This is a genomic window from Micromonospora sp. NPDC002296 (assembly GCF_040296145.1).
Taxonomy (GTDB): domain Bacteria; phylum Actinomycetota; class Actinomycetes; order Mycobacteriales; family Micromonosporaceae; genus Micromonospora.
On sequence record NZ_JBEOWQ010000043.1, the window covers coordinates 1 to 17,556 of the forward strand.

General features: G+C 68.5%; 13 protein-coding genes and 1 pseudogene. 6 read left to right on the forward strand and 8 right to left on the reverse strand.

What is annotated here, in order from left to right:
* Positions 1–82 precede the first annotated feature (82 nt).
* Together ABT023_RS24305 and ABT023_RS24310 are read left to right on the forward strand one after the other, a co-directional pair.
* The gene (locus ABT023_RS24305) at positions 83–526 is read left to right on the forward strand and encodes a UTRA domain-containing protein (protein WP_350888705.1); all 444 of its coding nucleotides are present in this window, start codon (positions 83–85) and stop codon (positions 524–526) included.
* A gap of 9 nt (positions 527–535) precedes the next feature.
* The gene (locus tag ABT023_RS24310; RefSeq protein WP_350888706.1) at positions 536–1,183 is read left to right on the forward strand and encodes a 2'-5' RNA ligase family protein; all 648 of its coding nucleotides are present in this window, start codon (positions 536–538) and stop codon (positions 1,181–1,183) included.
* A 203-nt stretch (positions 1,184–1,386) separates the two neighbouring features.
* Here the strand turns inward: ABT023_RS24310 and ABT023_RS24315 are convergent, their stop codons facing one another.
* Positions 1,387–4,023, reverse strand: coding sequence for a TIGR02391 family protein (locus ABT023_RS24315; protein ID WP_350888707.1), 2,637 nt, complete (start codon positions 4,021–4,023; stop codon positions 1,387–1,389).
* Positions 4,024–4,167: 144 nt separating this feature from the next.
* Here ABT023_RS24315 and ABT023_RS24320 point away from each other — a divergent pair, with 144 nt between their 5' ends.
* The gene (locus ABT023_RS24320; protein ID WP_350888708.1) at positions 4,168–4,410 is read left to right on the forward strand and encodes a DDE-type integrase/transposase/recombinase; all 243 of its coding nucleotides are present in this window, start codon (positions 4,168–4,170) and stop codon (positions 4,408–4,410) included.
* Positions 4,411–4,613: 203 nt separating this feature from the next.
* On the opposite strand, the gene ABT023_RS24325 is transcribed toward ABT023_RS24320, so the two are convergent.
* From ABT023_RS24325 to ABT023_RS24350, 6 genes are all read right to left on the reverse strand, one after another.
* On the reverse strand, positions 4,614–4,820 hold the full coding sequence (locus ABT023_RS24325) for a GNAT family N-acetyltransferase (protein WP_350888709.1): 207 nt from the start codon (positions 4,818–4,820) through the stop codon (positions 4,614–4,616).
* Between the two features lie 79 nt (positions 4,821–4,899).
* Positions 4,900–6,174, reverse strand: coding sequence for an MFS transporter (locus tag ABT023_RS24330; protein WP_350888710.1), 1,275 nt, complete (start codon positions 6,172–6,174; stop codon positions 4,900–4,902).
* 76 nt (positions 6,175–6,250) lie between these two features.
* A complete protein-coding gene (locus ABT023_RS24335; RefSeq protein ID WP_350888711.1) occupies positions 6,251–6,733 on the reverse strand; it encodes a hypothetical protein in 483 nt (160 codons plus the stop codon).
* Between the two features lie 97 nt (positions 6,734–6,830).
* The gene (locus tag ABT023_RS24340) at positions 6,831–7,433 is read right to left on the reverse strand and encodes a TetR/AcrR family transcriptional regulator (protein ID WP_350888712.1); all 603 of its coding nucleotides are present in this window, start codon (positions 7,431–7,433) and stop codon (positions 6,831–6,833) included.
* Between the two features lie 35 nt (positions 7,434–7,468).
* Positions 7,469–8,971 carry an MFS transporter gene (locus ABT023_RS24345; RefSeq protein WP_350888735.1) on the reverse strand — a complete coding sequence of 501 codons (1,503 nt, stop codon included), beginning with the start codon at positions 8,969–8,971 and terminating at the stop codon, positions 7,469–7,471.
* 73 nt (positions 8,972–9,044) lie between these two features.
* Positions 9,045–9,617 carry a GNAT family N-acetyltransferase gene (locus ABT023_RS24350; RefSeq protein WP_350888713.1) on the reverse strand — a complete coding sequence of 191 codons (573 nt, stop codon included), beginning with the start codon at positions 9,615–9,617 and terminating at the stop codon, positions 9,045–9,047.
* Between the two features lie 152 nt (positions 9,618–9,769).
* On the opposite strand from ABT023_RS24350, the pseudogene ABT023_RS24355 reads away from it, so the two are divergent.
* Positions 9,770–10,018, forward strand: a pseudogene (locus ABT023_RS24355) (VOC family protein); the annotation flags it as partial.
* A gap of 92 nt (positions 10,019–10,110) precedes the next feature.
* Positions 10,111–10,653 carry a VOC family protein gene (locus tag ABT023_RS24360; RefSeq protein WP_350888736.1) on the forward strand — a complete coding sequence of 181 codons (543 nt, stop codon included), beginning with the start codon at positions 10,111–10,113 and terminating at the stop codon, positions 10,651–10,653.
* A 183-nt stretch (positions 10,654–10,836) separates the two neighbouring features.
* On the opposite strand, the gene ABT023_RS24365 is transcribed toward ABT023_RS24360, so the two are convergent.
* Positions 10,837–13,605, reverse strand: a complete 2,769-nt coding sequence (locus ABT023_RS24365) for a helix-turn-helix transcriptional regulator (protein WP_350888714.1) — start codon at positions 13,603–13,605, stop codon at positions 10,837–10,839.
* A gap of 179 nt (positions 13,606–13,784) precedes the next feature.
* Between ABT023_RS24365 and ABT023_RS24370 the strand changes: the two genes are divergently transcribed.
* Positions 13,785–17,294 (forward strand): M28 family peptidase, encoded by a 3,510-nt coding sequence (locus ABT023_RS24370; RefSeq protein ID WP_502890748.1) that lies wholly within the window; start codon positions 13,785–13,787, stop codon positions 17,292–17,294.
* Positions 17,295–17,556 lie beyond the last annotated feature (262 nt).

Below are 17,556 nucleotides of genomic sequence, written 5' to 3' on the forward strand. Positions count from 1 at the left end.
TCCCGGTTGACCCCTATCGAGTACGAGACCATCATGACCCCACCGGCCAGTCAGGCCGCGTGACTGCAACTGTCACCTACCGGTGCAGCAGACCCCTGCCGCGATGGGCGTACCGGCTGGAACCGACGTCGTAGTTCGACGGCGGCACCTCCATGACGAGAAGACCGGTAAGCCCGAAGAGATCGGCGTGAGCTACATCCCGATCGATCTTGCTGACGGGACGTACTTGGAAGAGCCCAGGGTGGTGCCCAAAGCTCTCTTTCTCTGCATTGAGGAACTCAGCGGCAAGCGCTACGCAACGGCCCGCGATCACTGGTTCTCTCGCCTACCCACGGCAGAGGAAGCGGCCGCACTGGAACTGCCGACCGGCGCCCCCGTCATGCAGGTGATCCACGTCGCCAGGGCCGATGACGGAACAGTCCTGGAGGTGTCGGAGTCTGTCTGGCCCGCAGACCGGATCGTCGTCATCGACGACTACCCCATAGAGGCAGAGCCGGCTCAGCCCGATGCTCCGTCCGAAGTCTGAGGAGGCCGGATGTCGCTTGTTGACCTTGCCCCGGGCCAGCACGCAGACGAAGTCCGCAACCATTGGTGGTGGCGTCCAGGGTGGCGCGTCGGCAGGCGCTTTTACGCCTTCCACATCACCTTCGAGAACCAGCGCCAAGTCTGCGATACCGCGACGGCCTACCGAACAGCTCTGGCAGGGATGCCGAGCCTCACCCTGATCCCGGATCGATGGTTGCACCTCACCATGCAGGGCGTTGGCTTCGCCGATGAACTCGCCCTGGACGTTGTCCAGGATATCGCCGACGAAGCGCGCTCACTGCTGGCAACCGTTTCAGCGTTCCAAGTCGAGTTCGGACCAATCGTCGTGGCCGACGAGGCGATCGTGATGCCAGCCGAGCCCGCCGAGCGAATCCACGAGCTACGCCACCTAACCCGGCAGGCGATCGGCCGGGTCTTGGGCTCCGACGAGGTTAGTGAGGACCCGGACCGGTTTCGTCCGCACGTGAGCGTCGCCTACCTCACCGCTGGCGGACCTGCACGGCCCTACATTGAGGCCACGAGCCGTACGGAGATTCAGCCTACTCACGTCGCTATCAGGCAGGTTGACCTGATCGAGATGCACCGCGACCACCAGATGTACGAGTGGCGTACCGTTGCCGTCCTTCCCCTGAGATAGGCGCGATGGCAGGCAGCGGAGGCAGATTCTTGAAAGGGAGGTTGCCGCCCTTGCCTGCAGACGGAGAGTCCGGGGAGCAGCCGGCGGCGACTATGGCCGGGCTGTTGGCATCGGTGGTCACACCTGCGCGCGGACTCGGCCACCGACACATACGCGCAATCACTTACGGCCGCTCGGCCATGACTCGACCTCTGCAGTGGGCATCAGGGCAGGATGCGGGTTACGGCTCCCCGGCCGAACTCCGCAACGTACACCGTGCCATCGTTTGAGCAGGCGAGGCTTCCGGGGTTGTCGAGGCCCGTGGCAACTTCGCGTGTCTGGGAGTCGCGGAGGGCAAGTACGCGTCCTTTGTGGAAGTCAGTGAGAAAGAGTGTCTGGTCGCTCATGATGATGTCGGTGATATCGAGCGATGCGGGTGAAGGGCTGACGTCCTCCACCTGCTCTGGCGCGTCGAGAGGGAAGCTCAGCAGCCGACGGGGCGTGCCGGCGGCGACATAGACACGTTCATCGTCTGCGGCGAGCGCGACCACGAAACCGCCTACCTCCGCCAATTTTGTCTGCTTACTGTCGGCGGCGACTTGCCACACTTCGCCGGTCTGAGTGCCGACGAACAGCGTGGTTCCCATCCAACACATGGAGCTGATCAGGTGGGCCTCAGGAAGTTCTATCAGGCGGCTGCGCCGGTATCGCTCGCCCGCACGCATAAGAAGAATGCCGCGCCGGTCGAGCATTCGTATGGACAGGTCGCCGTTCGGCGCGGCGGCGATCGTGTCTGTGCCGCCGTAGACGGGAGGCAGGAGGGGTACGGAGGTCAGGATCTCGTACTTGCCGTGCTCGACGACCCAGAGGGTGCCTTGACGTGTGCTGACTACGAGCTTGTCGCCAATGCAGGCGATGCCGGCCACTGGAGGCAGCCCTGTTAGCACCTCGGCTATCGCGCCGCTGAGATGAGCGCCGACTTGGATCGAGGCGGCGCAGTACAGCCCATCGTGGTGAAGCCGTAGTGTCGTTATCCCATCGTATTTGGCGGTAACGACGCCTCCTTTGTAGTGGGCCACGCGCTCGTCGTCTGACACAATGCCCAGGCTGTCTAGCGGCTCGGTCCAGCTCGCTACACCGTCGGTGACGTGGCGTAGGGCGCGTAGGGGCGCTTTCTCATCACGTCGAAGTCGCACCACTGGCGGCTCCAGCGAGAGTCTGTAAGTCCGTTCGGGCTGACCGGGGCCGATGACTGCTCCATTGAACAACGTCGCCCCATCGTGGATCTTGGTCAGTTGCGTCGATCCTTCTTGGTAGGCCCACACCGCTCCGATGAATCTGCCGCCCGACGGCCAGCGAATGTAGTCACCGACCCGGTAGAGCTCGTCGGTCGGAAAGATCCGGTGAAGGTGAAGGCCCTTCTCGAAGCTGTGCAGGCGCACTCCGTAGATATCTGAATGACGGGCGCCGGACTCGTCACGGAACAGTCCGATCCCGACCTCGTCCACGCGATGCCAGTTGTCGCTGCCTAGTTCGTGCGAGACGAAGACCGGCACCGCAGGACCCTGGCGTGTGCCCGTAACGAGGTATAGGTCGTGCGGTCCAGTCGAAATGCCATCGACATCGATCGTCAACGTCGCGGGCGTTCTCGCCCGGACACGGCATGGTTGATCGTCGAGCCACACCTGCACTTCCGGCCCGAGCCGCTGGACCGACAACTCCAGTAGATCGCCCTTCTGCTGGTAACCCACCACGGTCGGGGCAAGCTCGGCCCCTCGGTCTAGTAAGTCAAGCAGCGCACTGGCGTGTGCCAGCAACCGAAGACACTCGTTGCGCGATCGACACGGTAATGCGGGTTTGTCCTTGTGGGACCGATCGCCTTTGTGTAGGCCCACGGCGCCACCGAAGATTTCTACGAGCCGGTCGGCATCTCGTTGCCGGTCGGAGATGCTGATCCGGGGCTTACCGGGGCTTTTACCAAACGCCTCGGCGATAAGGCGGTCCCCTATCGAGTTCAGGCCGGTGCGCTGCTGAACTTCGTGCTCGATCCGGCGGAAGGCGGCGAAGATCGCATCGTCGAAATGGCCGCTGCGTAGCTGCTTCGCGGAGGCATCGATTATTTCGGGGCGCAAGATCGTGACCAGGATATCGAGGGGTGTCGCGTCCTCTTGCCCGTCGTTGCCGACCGTATGCGCCGGCAGGTCCATGGAGGACTCAGGGGCAGGCGTCCGTGCCTCATGGACCTTTTGCCAGAACTCTCGATCACGTTCAAGAAGTTCATCAACATCGGCGAGGCTGCGGAATTGGCGAACGCCGCGGCTCAGGGTAAGTGTCCACCTCCAACGCTGCTGCGATGCCTGGCCCGCGCTGTTCCAGAAGGTTGGCAAGGCTTGGGCAAGGACATATAACCGGATCATCCGTGCGCGAACATCGGCTACCTCCGGCGACCCCGAACCTTCATCGTCCCGCGCGTCGGCGTCAAGAGGAAGTCCGACATGCTCGGCGAACTCAACGCTCGACACCACGACCTGACCGTCACTCTCGTCGCCCTGTTCCCGCTCGGCGGCCCATCGCAGAAGTGACACCAGGAGATGCAGGTCATCCTGGCTGTTGGTGCAGGCCGCAACGCCGCGCAAGGTCAACCGAATCTCGTCGGTGTCCGAAAAGATCGCCCGGCTCCAGGAGCGCGGCAGGTACTCACCGGGAAGCGCGGCCAGCTCAGCCTGCGCATCCTCGATCCCGTACTGGCGATCAAGGACGCGGTCGACCTGTGTGAACGTCGGCCATGCACCTCGTTCGCGAAACTGGTCGTACAACACCTGCACGGCGACGCTGAGCCGCCCGTACTTTCCCTCAGCCACGTGGCGATTCTCCACGACCGAGAGCCTCGTCTGCTACACCGATCCACCGACACCAAAAGGCCGGACTTGCGCAACGCCCTCGGGTCGTGCCTCGACCCGGCATCGGAGTACCTTTGCCATCGCCAAACTCACGAGAAGCGGCTGATGCGTGAGTCCGGGCTGCGCGGGCTGCTTCGTGACAAGTCACCGCGCACGCCCCGGCCGGCCGCCGAGACCGGCAGGCCTGATGACCTAGTCAAACGTGACTTCACCGCGGCCGGTCCGAACCAGCTGTGGGTCGCGGACCTGACCTCTGTGCGCACCAGTGTGGGCTGGGTGTACGCCGCGTTCGTCCTCGACGTGTGCTCCCGGCTGATCGTCGGCTGGCAGGTGTCAACGAGTCTCTAGACCGGCGACCTGAAGCAGGGTGTGCGCTCGGTCGGAGTGCGACGCCAGTACACGGGAACCGCCGTCACGCTTCCGTTGTCAGCCTGCGCTCAATGGCCGGGGTGGATGACGTACCCGAGTTCGGCCGTGCGGTCGAGTTGGCTGCGCCAGACCAACTCGACGGTCCCGACCAGCCCGTCGTCGGTGGTTACGGCCAGGGTCAGTCAGTCGCCCTCCGCGCGCAGCGCGTCCTCGCCCGTCATGGCGAGCACCGACGAGCGCGACTGCTCGCGGGTGCGTGGCTCCGCGCCGAGCATCAAGCGGGCGACGTCGGGTCGGCGCTGGTAGGCGTACACCTGGTCGAGGTCGTCGAGCGTGACCGGGCGCAGGGTGAGCCGCGCGGTGCGGATCGGGCACGTCGGTCGGAACATCAGGCGATCGCAGGGGAGGCGGGGCCACCTGAGCCGTCGTACGGCTGACGGAGGCGTTCTTCGGGGATGAGGGTGTAGTTCAGGTCGTCGAGAGCCCGGTGGATTCGGGCGGCGTCTTCTGGGTGCGGCAGCCGCCAGAGCGAGCGTCGTCGGCGGCGGTCTCGCCGCTGGACGGCACCGCTGCCGACGTACGCTCCTCTTCCCGCCGCGCAGGGCGGTAGGCCACGCCGATTGCGGAAGCCAGGCAGATCGCGGCGGCCACGAGAAGCGTTGGGCGGTCGCCGAGCTGGACGGCGGCGGAGCCGAGGGGAATTGCCAGCACGATAGGACCGAACATCGCGGTGTTCGCGGTCCCGGCCACTCGGCCGAGCACCGCTGTCGGCGTGTGCGTCTGCACTGCCGTCACTGCGGCGACCAGGGCCCAGGGCAGGCCGATGCCAGCGACCACCGAGGCGGCCACCGTGCCGGGCCACCAGGGTAGGCAGCGCACCAGGCAGCCGACGGCGAACAGCGTCGTGCCGGCGACGCCCACGGTGACCGGGCCCCATCGGGCGATGAGCCGGCCCACGATGAGACCGCCGACGATGGAACCGGCGCCCTGCGCGCTGAACAGCACCCCGATGAACGTCGTCGGTAGGCCCAGCGTCCCGGTGACCATCGCGTAGTTGGCGGCGGTCGTGAAGCCGGACATGGCGATGGACACGGCGGCGAGCGCGACCGTGACGCGTGTGGCCCGCTGCGCGAGCAGGACGGCGAGGCCCGCGCGCAGGCCGCGTTGCCGCTCGGTCGGCAGGTCGGGGGGCGTCTGCCTCAGCCGTACGGCCGCGTACAGGAGGGCTACCAGAACCGGCATCGCCGCGCTGAGCAGGACGACCGCGTGGCCCCCGCGCCACGCATAGAGGCCCGCGCCGGCCAGGGGCGCCACGAGCTTCATGCCCTCCTGGGCGCTGGAACGCCAGCCGTTGACGTCTCCAAGTTCCGCTGGCGACAGCGCGGAGGGCAGCAGCGCCGTCTCGCCCGCGTCGATCAGCACGTAGCTGACGCCGTACGCGCAGGAGACCAGGAAGATGAGCCACGTCTGACCTGGTCCGCGAACCGTGAGGAGACTGAGTAGAGCTGCGGCCAGGGCGAGGTTGACCGCCATGACCAACGATCGCCGTGACGCCCGGTCGAGCAGGCCGCCCAGCCACGGGCCGGCGAGGACCGGGGCGTACACGCAGAGCCCGGCGAGGGCGGCGAGGCCGGTGGAACCGGTGAGGTCCAGGATCCAGATCCCGGCCACCAGCGACATGGCGCTGCTGCCGAAGCCGGACAGCAGCGAGATCGCCACGAACAGGCCGGCGTTCCGGCGCATGAGCCCTCCAAGATTGAGTCGGGACGACTCAGATCCTTGATGTTGAGCGGGGCTCAGGCAATACGTTCCCGGTCTGTCAAGGTTTCGTTGACAGTAGATCGTCGAATCGTGCCGCGACAGCCTGCACCGGCCCCGGCAAGCGTTCGCGTCCCGCTTCTGTCAGGTCGAGCGCGAGAAGCGACGCCAACGCGTACAGCGAGCCCGGGTCGGCGTCGAGGGCTGCCTCCGCGGTCTTCCGCACGAGAGCCGCACGCCCGAACCGGGTGTCCCACCGCCGGTCCGCGTCGATCCACCGCTGGAGGTCGAGGACCGCACCCCGTATCGCCGCGATCCGCGTCGAATAGCCGAGGTCCCGTTCGTGCCGCCGCGACCGTCGTACGGCTGCCAGGCGTTGCCGGCGTTGCTCCGCGGCCTGCCGGCTGCCGAGGCCGAGCGCGGCGGCGATCTGTCCCCAGGTCGCACCCGCGTGCCGCGCGCGGTCGATCAGCTCCAACTCGCGTTCGTCCAGCCGCGCGCGGTCGACCGCGACATTGGTCAGCTCGGTCACCTCGGGTGTCATCTGTCAACGTTACATTGACAGCGGGACCTGCCCACGCACGCCGTCGACGGGCGACCCCAGGGGCGGCGTCGCGGCACCTGTGGTGGTCCGGAATCCGTTACCGCTCTTCACTCTCGTCACCCCAGGGGAGTTGTTGCCAGAGTTCGGGGTGGCGGGTGAGCTTGATGAGCCGCCGTTCCAGTTGTCGGAATTCGGGGCCGCGCCCGGCCCCGCCCCAGAGCGGTGCGCTGCTCATGCCGTCGGCTGCGGCGGTCACCAGGGTCATCACGTCGATGGGGAGACCGTCGGCACGCAGCTCGGCAACGAGCTGCTGGGTGTCGGCCTCGACCAGTTCGGCGACTGCGGGGACGGTCATCAGTTGGGCGACCAGGGCAAGGGTCCGGCGGGTGGACATCTGGTTCTCGGCGGGGGTGAGCCAGGCCCGGACGTAGGCCCGCGTGAGGCGGCCGGGCTCGTGGTCCGTCGGGTCGAGCCGGCTGTCGATCTCGGCCCGGTACGCGGCCAGCAGGTCCCGGGCGAGTTCCAGGATCAGCTCGTCCTTGCTGGCGAAGTGGTAGATCAGGCCGCCCTTGGAGACGCCGGCCTGGCGGGCGATGTCGTCGAGGGTGGCGTTGACGCCGCGCGTACGGATGGCCTCACCGGCGGCGTCGAGGAGCGCGCGCCGGGTGTCCCCGGGTGACCGGCCGGCGGTTCGTCCCATGTGCGGTGGCCTCCTCGGTGGTGGCGGGGGACAGGTTATCGGGAGCCGCGCGGCGAGGGGATCAGCCACCACGCGAGGGCAGCCGCGCCGAGGGTGAGCCCGGCGGCGACCAGGGAGGTGGTCTGCATGGCGGTGAGGAACGCGTCCCGTGCGGCCTGTGCGGGTGCGCTGCCCGGTTCGAGCACGGCGAGGGCCGACCCGAGGGAGTCCTCGGCGCGGGCCCGCACCGTCTCCGGAAGCGTCTCGGGCAGGGTGAGCGTCGCGCGGTAGACGGCCGTGACTAGCGAGCCGAGCACGGCGATGCCGAGCACGACGCCGAGTTCGTTGGCGGTCTCGGTCACCGCCGACACGGAGCCCGCCTTGCGGGGCGGCGCGGCGGACAGGATCGCGTCGCCGGCCAGGGTCATCGACAGGCCGACGCCGAGACCGACCGGCGCGAGGCAGAGCGCGAGCCACACGTACGATGCCTGGCCCGCCGCGGGCGCGACGAGCGCCAGCCCCGCGGCGGCGACCGCGAGGGCGACGGCGATCGCGCGCCCCCGGCCGAGGCGGGTGACGGCGACGCCGACCAGGGCCACCACGACGACCGACGCGATGGTCGCGGGCAGCTCGGCGACACCCGCCTGCAGCGGGGAGAAGCCGCGGGCGAACTGGAGGTACTGGGAGAAGAAGAAGAGCAGGCCGACCAGCCCGAAGATCGAGATGACGTTGGCGGCCACCGCGCCGGAGAAGGCGGGGCTGCGGAACAGGTCGACGTCGAGCATCGGATTGGGCAGGCGGCGCTGCCGGCGCACGAAGAGCGTGCCGGCGATCAGGCCGATCACGACGCAGGCCACGATGATCGGGCTGATGCCGGAGGACACCAGGTGGGTGATGGCGTAGACGATCGGTACGACGGTGAGCATCGACAGCACGGCGGAGAGGGCGTCGAAGCGGCCCGGGTTCGGGTCCTTGGACTCGGGCAGGAGCAGGACGCCGGAGACCACCACGACGACCATGACCGGCAGGTTGATCAGGAAGACCGAGCCCCACCAGAAGTGTTCGAGCAGGAAGCCGCCGATCATCGGCCCGGCGGCGGAACCGGCGCCGAAGGCGGCCGACCAGACGGCGACCGCCCGGGTGCGCTCCGCGTCGTCCGGGAAGATGTTGCGGATCAGCGAGAGCGTCGACGGCATCAGCGTCGCCCCGGCGACGCCGAGCAGCAACCGGGCCACGATCAGCGACTCCGCGCTGGTGGCGAACGCCGCGAGCAGCGAAGCCAGCCCGAACAGGGTCGAGCCGGCCAGCAGGATGCGCTTGCGGCCGAGCCGGTCGGCGAGGTTGCCCATCAGGGCGAGCAGGCCGGCCAGGGCGAGGGAGTAGACGTCACCGATCCAGATGATCTGCTCGGCGGTCGGCGACAGGCTCTCGGTCAGCGACGGCACCGCGAGGGCGAGGACCGTGCCGTCGATCGCGAGCAGCAGTACGGCGGCGGCGAGCACGCCGAGCGCGGCCCAACGACGCAACGGCGACAGGGCGGCGACAGGCGCGGAGGACATGGTCACCCCGAAACTATACTGACCGGTCGGTACAGTTCCCAAGCGGCGGGGCGGCCCCGGTACCGGACAGACGTCAGCCCTCTGCTGTCGCGGCGCGTGACCGCCACTCGTGGGCCAGGATGGCGAAGACGAGTCGGTCGGCCCACTCCCCCCGGAACAGGTAGCTCTCGACGTGGCGTGCCTCCTGGCGCATGCCGAGCCGGGCCATCAGGCGGGCGGACGCGTCGTTGCGGGCGTGGCACCGGGCGTAGATCCGGTGCAGCCCGAACTCGTCGAACCCCCAGTCCAGGAGTGCGGTCGCGGCCTCCGTGGCCAGCCCGCGCCCCCAACGGTCGGGGTGCAGGACGTATCCGAGTTCGGCCGTACGGTCGAGTTGGCTGCGCCAGACCAGCTCTACGGTCCCGATGACCCCGGCGTCGGTGGCCACGGCCAGGGTCAGGCAGTCACCCTCCGCGCGCAGCGCGTCCTCGCCCGCCATGGCGAGCACCGACGTCCGCGACTGCTCGCGGGTGCGTGGTTCCGCGCCGAGCATCCAGCGGGCGACGTCGGGTCGGCGCTGGTAGGCGTACACGTCGTCGAGGTCGTCCAGCGTGACCGGGCGCAAGGTGAGCCGCGCGGTGCGAATCGGGTACGTCGGCCGGAACATCACGCGATCGTAGGGGAGCCGGCCGCCGGATGGCTTCTCGATTCCACCGATCGCGTGGGGCGGGCCTGGGCGGTGGCTGCCATCAATACGATGCCGGGCGCCAGGGGCGAATCCGTGGGGACGACGAATGACCCCGTCTCTATGGTGGACCGATGCCGTCGGTCAAGCAGATCCAAGTCACCTTCGACTGCGCGGAACCTGAGCGCGTCGCTCGTTTCTGGTGCGAGGTGTTGGGGTACGTCGTGCCGCCGCCACCGGAGGGGTTTGCTACTTGGGACGATTTCGATCGCGCACTGCCGCCTGAGCGTCAGGGTTCGGCATTTTCATGCAGCGATCCCTTGGGTGTTGGCCCGCGACTGTTCTTCCAGCGCGTTCCCGAGGGGAATTGTGATGAGCCAAGAACCGATTTCGGGTACGAAACGGTTCGTTGGCGTGACCTGACGGGCGTGGATAATTTCTCAGGCACGCGTGGCTACGAGCGGAGTTGGAACTGATGGGCCGTCACATCCAGGTCACCTTCGACGCCCATGACCCGGGCGCGCTGTCGTCGTTCTGGCGAGACGCGCTGGGCTACGTGCATCCCGGGCCGCCTGGAGTCGAGCTGCCGGAGGGCGCCGACCCTCTGGCTGCGTGGGACGAGTTCCTTGAGCGGGCCGGCGTTCCGGAGGAACAGCGAAACACGAGATCGGCGATCGAGGACCCGGACGGGCACGGCCCGAGGATCTTCTTTCAGCAGGTTACAGAAGACAAGATCACCAAAAATCGTGTGCATCTCGACGTGCGTGCGGCTACCGGATTGCAGGGTGACGAACGGATGGCAGCCCTCGAAGCCGAATGCGCTGACCCGCATCCGCTTCGCTCTGGCCGACCGTGGTGGCGTCCTGCTGCTCGGCCCGGCAGGCATCGGCAAGAGGGTGCTGCTCCGCGCTCTCGGCGAGGACAGCAGAGTCGGCGGCGAAACGTTCTGCTCAGCAGCCCGACCGCCGCCGAGGTCACCCAAGCCGGTCCTGACGGTCGGCCGTCGCTGACCCGGTAGAGGCAGAAGGGGACGCCGGGCTCCACCGCCCGGCGTTTCCTTCGTCGTCAGCCTGCTTGCGGCACCCAGAGGAGAATCCAGCCCTCGTCCGAGGGCAGCCCGTCCGTAGTCCTGCTGCGGACGTACAGGAAGTACACGTCGGGGACCTCCGGTGTGATGGTCACCAAATGTGAGACAGGGTCGTTATTTGTGCAGTCCCGGACGCAGGGTTTCTGCCGGCGCTGCCGTCAGGGCTGCAAGGTGCGCGAGTTGGATGCGGGAGTGGATGCCGAGCTTCCGGTAGACACGGGTGAGGTTCGCTTCGACTGTCTTGACACTGATGGTGAGGGCGGTGGCGATGTCGCGGTTGCTCGCTCCGCTGGCGGCGAGCTCGACGCAGCGCTGTTCGGCGGAGGTGAGGCGGGGGAGCGTACTGCCGTGCGCGGGGACGGGCTCCAGTTGGTGGAGGGTGCGGGTGGCGGCTTCGATCCAGGGGTGTGCCTGGTGCGTGCTGAAGAGGTCGGCGGCGCTCTGCGCCGCGGTGCGGGCGCTGGCGCGTCGGCGTCCGCGCCGTTCGGTTTGACTGAGGGCCAGCAGGGTTCGACCACGTTCGATGGGTAGGTGGCGGAGGCGGTCGGCTGCGGCGGCGAGGCGGTCGGCGGCCGCATCGTAGTTGCCCAGGGTGGCTTCCAGGAGTGCCTGGGAGCGGTCGAGCGCGGGGAGGACGCAGCTTCTACCTAGATCAGTCGCGGTGCGACGGGTGTCGGTCAGCAGCTTGCGGGCTTGGTCGAGGTAGCCGAGGGAGATGAGAGATTGGGCGAGGTCGGCGTGCCAGCGCAGGACGGACGGGTCGCGGACCTGCTGGTGCTTTTCAAGTGCACGGACCTCTTCCAGCGCCTCCAGGGCTTCTTTCGGACGCCCGGTGACCAGGAGAAGATGTCCGAGGACGAAGAGGTTTCGGGAGAGGAAGACCTTGTTGTCCTCTCGGCGGGAGGTGTCCGCCCCGCGGCGTGCGTGAGCGAGGGCGGAGTCGGTGCACGAGGCGGTGCCCTCGACTAGGGCGGAGGTGTAGCAGGCCGGTGCGGGGTCCAAGGCGGCTCTGTCGGTAAGCGACAGGGCGCGGCCGGCGTAGTTGAGGGCCAGTCCGCACCGTCCGGCGCGTATCTCAACTTCGGCGAGGCTGCGCAGGACATCCACGGTGCCTTCGGCGTCTCCGGTCCGCTCGGCTTCGACGAGCAGGGGCAGCAGTGCGCTGCGGGCTTCGTTCAGACGGTCGTCGAAGATGGCGTGCCGGGCGGAGAGCTGTTCCGGTCTGGCGTTGAGGGGGATGTGAGGGCTGCGTGGCAGGGACAGGGCGTGGCCGAGCGTGGTGTCGGCTTGGGGGCGGCCGAGGATGCGTTGGATGCGGGCCTGCATCGTGAGGGCCATGGCGGTGGTGGCTGTGTCGCCAGCGTTCCGGGCGAGGCTGGCGGCCCGGGCGGCCTGGGCGCATGCCCGGTCGGGATCGCCGTTGACGTTGGCCCAGATCGCCTGGCGGATGAGGATCTGCGCGGTCAGGTCCGGATGTTCGGCCGCTTCGTGAAGTGCGTCGGCGAACAGCTTGTCGCCGTTGTACAGGTGCTGTCCGCCTGAGTCGATCAGGGCGATGAGGGCGTTGACGCGGTTGGCGGGGCTGCTGTCGTGGTTCAGGACGAGGCGGACGGCAGCCTGGCCGCGGGGCAGGTCGCCGTTGTGGGCGGCGTCGCGTACGGCGGTCAGCGCCCGTTCGATGAGCAGGTCGGCGTCGGCTTCCGGGGTGCGTTCGGCGGCGAGCAGGGAGAGCTCGGCCGCTAGTGCGGGTTCTCCGCGCAGCCGGGCGCGGGCGGCGGCGCGGTCGGCGCGGTCGGCCGACTGCGGGTCGTTGGTGTCGGCCGCCAGCGTGGTGTGACGGTCGCGGCGGATGCTGTCGCGGCTGGCTTCGGCCAGGCGGGCGTGCAGGAGCCTGCGTGTGGCGACTGGCGGTCGGGCCGCGAGTTCGGCGCCGATCGCGGCGGCGGCGAACCGGATCTTCCCGTCGACCTGCCCGATGTTGATCAGTCCGGCTGCCTCGGCCTCGGCCAGGAGGTTTTCGGCGGGCGGGCCGGCGAGGCGGCTCAGCAGTTCGCGGTCGGGTCGGTCGTCGAGTGCGGCGACCGTCAACAGTTCCTGAACTTCGGCCGACACAGTGCCCAGCCATCCGTTCACCAGTCGGCGGGCGGCCGGCGGTAGGACCAGGTCGTCTACGAGACCCTGAGCGGCCGGCAGGTCGGTGGTGAGGCCGCGGGCCCCGGCGAATGCGAGGGCTAGGGCCGGGTTCCCTCCACTGCGGATGTGGGCCTGCGTGACCTGGTGGGGGGTTAGCCGGTACGGCGACAGCAGGGTCGCGACCTGATCGGGTGTCAGCGCCGGGATGCGGACCGCGCACGGGTCCTCGCCGCACCAGTGGCCTTCGCTCCCCGGGCGCCAGGTTCGCTCTGCGGCTATGACGGGAAGGTCGGGAGCCAGACGCAGAGCCCAACGCAAGACGGCCGCGCTGGCCGTATCCAGCCACTGGGCGTTGTCCACCACCAGTGTCAGAGGCGGGGTGTCCAGCAGCAGGGTGGCGGTCAACCGGCGCAGCCGTAGAGCGGTCCCGGCGGGATCGGCAGAGCCCGGCACTCCAACGGCCTTGTCGATCCCGGCCGCGAGTTTCCGCGCGGCCGGCAGCGGTTGGAGGGCCAGTGCGAGTTCGAGCAGCCCGGTGTAGGGGACCCGGGCGTCCTGCGGGCTCGGAGCCAGCTTTAGGACAGGCAAGCCCAGCTGCTGCCCGAGTACACCGGCCGCAGCGGTCTTGCCGATCCCGGGCGGACCGAACAGCACCACCCGACGGGCGCCGTGGACGACGCCCGGTACCACCGGCAGCATGGTGCCGGTGGCCCCCTGATGCGCTTTCACTGCCGTCGCAGAATCTGGCACCGGATGATAGTGCGCCCGACGGGCCTTCGCGCACCAGAGCAAGGGGTTGCCCTGATTTCGGCCAGCCTCCGTCGTTCCTAGTGTCATCGCCAAAGCCGAGCTGTCACCGGTTGCCGGAGATCCCATCAACACGGGCCCTGCTGCCACACCCCTCAACCCATCTCGGCGGGAGGATTGCGATGTATCGAAGAACTGCCGTGGCGGCCGCTGTCGCGGTTGCGCTCACCCTGGGCACCGTGACTGGGGTGGCCACCCAGTCGACCGCAGCCACCCCGCCCCCTACACCGACGGTGGCGCAGAGCCCGCTGTCGCTGGCGATCTCTGCAGCCGACCGCGCCGCCGACGGCGGTCACGACGCGCTGGCGAAAGGCCCCTTCGAGCAGTACGACCGTCGCATGGTGATCCCGTGGGTCGACGGCCTGTTCTCCATTGCCTACGAGCGCACCTACCGGGGCCTGCCGGTGGTCGGCGGCGACGCCGCCGTGCTCGCCGACGCCCGGGGCGCCATCCGGGCGATCTCGGCCGCCACCAAGACGAAGATCAACGTCTCCGTCGTGCCGACGGTCGCCGCCGACCGCGCCGAGCAGACCGCCAAGGGCCTGCTCACCAAGGTCGACCGGATCGAGTCGCGCACCCTCGTGGTGCACGTCAAGGACAGCACCGCGCGACTCGCGTGGGAGGTCGTCGTCGCCGGGCGCACCGCCTCGGCGCCCAGCCACCTGCATGTCTTCGTGGACGCGCGCAACGGCCAGGTGCTGGCCAAGCAGGAGGACGCCGCGGCCGGTTCCGGCACCGGCAAGTGGAACGGGCCCAGCCCACTGTCGATCACCACGTCGCAGTCGGGCAGCACGTACTACCTGCGCGACACCACGCGCACCGGCCTGAACTGCCAGGACTACAGCACCAGCACCGTCTTCTCCGGCGCCGACGACAGCTGGGGCAACGGAGTGGGCACAAGCAAGGAGACCGGCTGCGTCGACGCACTGTACTCGGCGCAGAAGGAATGGGAGATGCTGTCGGCCTGGCTGGGCCGCAACGGGCACAACGGCAACGGCGGCAGCTGGCCGATCAAGGTCGGCCTGAACGAGCAGAACGCCTACTGGGACGGCTCGACGATCACGATCGGCAAGAACTCGGCGGGCAACTGGATCTCCTCGATGGATGTGGTGGGTCACGAGTTCGGCCACGGCATGGACCAGAACACCCCCGGCGGCACCAGCTCCGAAGCCGGCCTCGGCGAAGCCACCGGCGACATCTTCGGCGCGCTGACCGAGGCATACGCCAACCAGTCCAGCGCCTACGACGAACCCGACTACCTGGTCGGTGAGGAGATCGACCTCGTCGGCGACGGCCCGATCCGCAACATGTACGACCCGTCGCTGGTCGGCGGCCACCCGAACTGTTACTCCTCGTCGATTCCCAACACCGAGGTACACGCGGCCGCAGGTCCGCTCAACCACTGGTTCTACCTGCTCGCCGAGGGCAGCGCGCCGGGCGGCGGCAAGCCGAACAGCCCCATCTGCTCGGGCGGCCCGTCGTCGGTCACCGGCGTGGGCATCCAGTCCGCCGGAAAGATCTTCTACGGCGGCATGCTGCTGAAGACCTCCGGCATGACCCACAAGAAGTACCGCACCGCGACCCTGACCGCCGCGAAGAACCTGGACTCCTCGTGCGTCCTGTTCAACCGGACCAAGGACGCGTGGAACGCGGTCGCGGTCCCGGCCCAGACCGGCGACCCGACCTGCACCGGTTCCAGCACCGACTTCTCCGTCTCGGTCAGCCCCACCTCGGGCAGCGTCAACGCGGGCTCCTCGGTCACCGCGACGGTCAACACCGCGACCGTCTCCGGCAGCGCGCAGACCGTGTCGCTGACCTCCTCGGGTGCCCCGTCGGGGGTCACCGTGTCGTTCAGCCCGACGCCGGTGACGTCGGGCAACAGCTCCACGATGACGGTGGCGACCACCTCCAGTGCGGCTGCGGGCACGTACACCATCACCGTGACCGGCACCGGTTCGGTCACCCACACCGCGCAGTACACGCTCACGGTCAACGGCGGCACCCCCGGTGGCACCGCGCCGGACATCGACGTCGCCAACGTGCAGGCGCACCTGACACAGCTCAGCACCATCGCCACCAACAACGGCGGCACCCGCCGCTCGACCGGCCAGGGCTACCTGCAGTCGGTGGCGTACGTCAAGGGCAAGCTGCAGGCCGCCGGCTTCACTGTCACCGAGCAGCCCTGCACCTCCGGCTGCACCAGCGGTGCAGGCCCGAACCTGATCGCCGAGTGGCCGGGCGGTAACGCGAGCAACGTCTATATGTTCGGCGCCCACCTGGACGGCGTCTCGGTCGGTCCGGGCATCAACGACAACGGCTCCGGCTCGGCGGCGCTGCTCGAGGTCGCCCTCGCGCTGGCCGCGCAGAACCCGACCATGCTGAACAAGATCCGCTTTGGCTGGTGGACCGACGAGGAACAGGGCCTCAACGGCTCCAAGTTCTACGTCAACTCGCTGACCAGTACCCAGCGAACGGCGATCAAGGCCTACTACAACTTCGACATGATTGCGTCGAAGAACGGCGGCTACTTCATCAACAACATCACCTCGACCGCGTCGCAGCCGATGAAGGCGTACTGGGACTCCCTCAGCCTGCAGCCGGAGGAGAACGTCGAGGGCCAGGGCCGTTCCGACGACTACTCGTTCCAGAACGCGGGCATTCCGACCTCCGGTTACGCGATGGGCGCCAGCGCCACCAAGACGTCGGCCCAGGCGTCGAAGTGGGGCGGCACGGCCGGTCAGTCCTACGACTCCTGCTATCACTCCTCGTGCGACACCCTCAGCAACATCGACGCCACCGCGCTGAACCGGGCTGCCGACGGCATCGCCTACACGCTGTGGAACCGGGCGGTCGGCACCTCGACGCCGACCAACGACTTCTCGATCTCGGCCAGCCCCTCGTCAGGCACCGTGAACGCGGGGTCCAGCACCACGACCACCGTCGGGACCGCCACCACCTCGGGCAGCGCCCAGACGGTGACCCTGACCGCCAGCGGCGCCCCCACGGGCGTAACGGTCTCGTTCAGCCCGTCGTCGGTGACCTCCGGCAGTTCGTCGACCGCCACCATCGCGGTCGGCTCGTCGGTGGCCGGCGGCACCTACACCATCACCATCACCGGCACGGGGTCGGTGTCGCACAGCACCACGTACACGCTGACCGTGCCCGGCGGACCGGGCGGCTGTACCGCCGCCCAGCTGATCGTCAACGGAGGGTTCGAGAGGGGCACCTCGCCGTGGACCGGCTCCACCGGCGCGATCGGCACCTCTATCGGGCAGGTGCCGCGCAGCGGCACCCGGTACGCGTGGCTCGGCGGCAACGGCTACACCGCGACCGAGGCCATCAGCCAGACCGTCACCATCCCGTCGGGCTGCACCAGTGCGGTGCTGACCTACTGGCTGCACATCGACACAAACGAGTACGGGGCGCTCGCCTACGACGTGTTCACGATCAAGGCCAACGGCACCACCGTGGCGTCGCTGTCCAACATGAACGCTGCCACGGGCTACACGCAGCGCACCGTCAACCTCGGCGCGTACGCCGGCCAGACGGTCACGCTGACCTTCACCGGCACCGAGGACGCCTACCTGCAGACCAGCTTCGTGCTGGACGACGTGACCCTGCAGATCGGCTGAGTTCAACGGCAGGGTGGGGCGCTCGCCCCACCCTGCCGCAGGTCCTACGCCTGCGACTGCCGCAGCTCGACTGGCCAGAACCGGCGAGGGCCGAGGACATCCGCGCGGTCGCGCCGGCGGCACGCCGGGAGCTGGGCCTCGACGACGGACCGGTGCCGCACATGGTGCGGCTGCTGGAGGCACACGGGGTGATCGTGTTGTCCCTGCCGGACGCCTCCGAACGGGTCGACGCGTTCTCGGAGGGCATTCGATGAATCACTGT

Bases quoted from the DNA above. Each gene is read 5' to 3' on its own strand.
- ABT023_RS24335 (WP_350888711.1), bottom strand. From the start codon at position 6,733: ATGACACCCGAGGTGACCGAGCTGACCAATGTCGCGGTCGACCGCGCG.
- ABT023_RS24340 (WP_350888712.1), bottom strand. From the start codon at position 7,433: ATGGGACGAACCGCCGGCCGGTCACCCGGGGACACCCGGCGCGCGCTC.
- ABT023_RS24320 (WP_350888708.1), top strand. From the start codon at position 4,168: ATGCGTGAGTCCGGGCTGCGCGGGCTGCTTCGTGACAAGTCACCGCGC.
- ABT023_RS24325 (WP_350888709.1), bottom strand. From the start codon at position 4,820: ATGTTCCGACCGACGTGCCCGATCCGCACCGCGCGGCTCACCCTGCGC.
- ABT023_RS24345 (WP_350888735.1), bottom strand. From the start codon at position 8,971: ATGTCCTCCGCGCCTGTCGCCGCCCTGTCGCCGTTGCGTCGTTGGGCC.
- ABT023_RS24350 (WP_350888713.1), bottom strand. From the start codon at position 9,617: ATGTTCCGGCCGACGTACCCGATTCGCACCGCGCGGCTCACCTTGCGC.
- ABT023_RS24330 (WP_350888710.1), bottom strand. From the start codon at position 6,174: ATGCGCCGGAACGCCGGCCTGTTCGTGGCGATCTCGCTGCTGTCCGGC.
- ABT023_RS24370 (WP_502890748.1), top strand. From the start codon at position 13,785: ATGTATCGAAGAACTGCCGTGGCGGCCGCTGTCGCGGTTGCGCTCACC.
- ABT023_RS24360 (WP_350888736.1), top strand. From the start codon at position 10,111: ATGGGCCGTCACATCCAGGTCACCTTCGACGCCCATGACCCGGGCGCG.
- ABT023_RS24310 (WP_350888706.1), top strand. From the start codon at position 536: ATGTCGCTTGTTGACCTTGCCCCGGGCCAGCACGCAGACGAAGTCCGC.